The sequence below is a fragment of the Streptomyces sp. NPDC089915 genome (assembly GCF_040684675.1).
Taxonomy (GTDB): domain Bacteria; phylum Actinomycetota; class Actinomycetes; order Streptomycetales; family Streptomycetaceae; genus Streptomyces.
This window is the reverse complement of sequence record NZ_JBFBGN010000425.1, coordinates 1-1,052: the sequence shown is the minus strand read 5'-3', so window position 1 is coordinate 1,052 and position 1,052 is coordinate 1. Positions and strand designations below refer to the sequence as shown.

The 1,052-nt window shown below is 71.5% G+C and carries 2 pseudogenes; both read right to left on the bottom strand.

What is annotated here, in order from left to right:
• Positions 1-191 (bottom strand): annotated as a pseudogene (locus tag AB0O29_RS36360) (transcriptional regulator); the annotation flags it as partial.
• A gap of 290 nt (positions 192-481) precedes the next feature.
• Positions 482-949 (bottom strand): annotated as a pseudogene (locus tag AB0O29_RS36355) (peptidoglycan recognition family protein); the annotation flags it as partial.
• Positions 950-1,052: the final 103 nt, after the last annotated feature.

The window sequence follows — 1,052 nt, the reverse complement described above, 5'->3', positions numbered from 1 at the left end:
GCCGCGAGGACGCCCCGCTCACTCTGCTCCTGGTACTCCCGAAGGAGCCTCTTCTCGACGCCGGCCAGCGCGCAGTTCAGCGCCTCGGCGTCCTCCGACTGCAGGAACCCGGCCGGGCGGTCGAAGAACCGCTCCAGCCGTGAGCAGTGGTCCATGGTGGGGCGGCGGTCCCCGCCGAGCAGGGCCTGCACCTGCTGCCGGGAGATACCGCTCTCGCGGGCGATCTCCCCGTGCGAGTACTTGCGGCCGTCGTCCCTGCGGTGCGTCTCGTGGAGCAGGTCCAGCCGCTGGCGGAACCGCTCGTGGATATCGGGCTCACCGGCAGCCCGTCCCTGGAGCAGCGCCCGTACGACGTCGAGGGGAACCCCGCAGGCCCGCCGGCCACGTCGCGCCGGAGCTGGGGCAGCAGGGCGTAGAGGCGGTCGCCGGGGCACTGGGTGGCGTTGAAGTCCCGGTGCCCGTAGATCTGGTAGGCCCGCAGGCCGTACTGGGCGCAGATGTGTGCGCACAGTTCGACCAGGGCCGCGTACTGTTCGCCGCGCGGGTCGACGGAGGTGTAGGTGCCCTCGTTCTCGATGCCGATGGCGACGGTGTTCTGGCCCGCGCAGTGCGCCGCCTCGACCGTCTGGGTGCCGCCGCCGAGCGCGGCCGCGCTGTTGTGCCGGCCTTCCAGGACGCGGGCACCGCGGCTGACGGTGAAGTGCTGGCCGGTGTCGATCCAGTGGTTGTCGTCCATCGCCCAGTTCTGCATGCTGCGGGCGAGCTGGAAGGCCTGGGTCTGGGAGTAGTCGGTGACGTTGGGCGTCGCCGTGTGATGGACGATGATCTTGTGCGGTGGGGCCGGGACCAGGGTGACCGGAGTGCTGGGAGGGCGCGCGCCCCAGGCCGAGCAGTCCGCGATCGCCGGCCCTCCGGCCGCCGCGGCGGGACCGGCCGTCCACAGCGGCATATTGTCGATGTCGCCGACGACGAAGAACAGCGAGCCGAGGATCGACACCATGTCCGCGACCAGCTGGTGGTGGCGGCCGAGTTCGAGCTCCAGCTCGATGCGG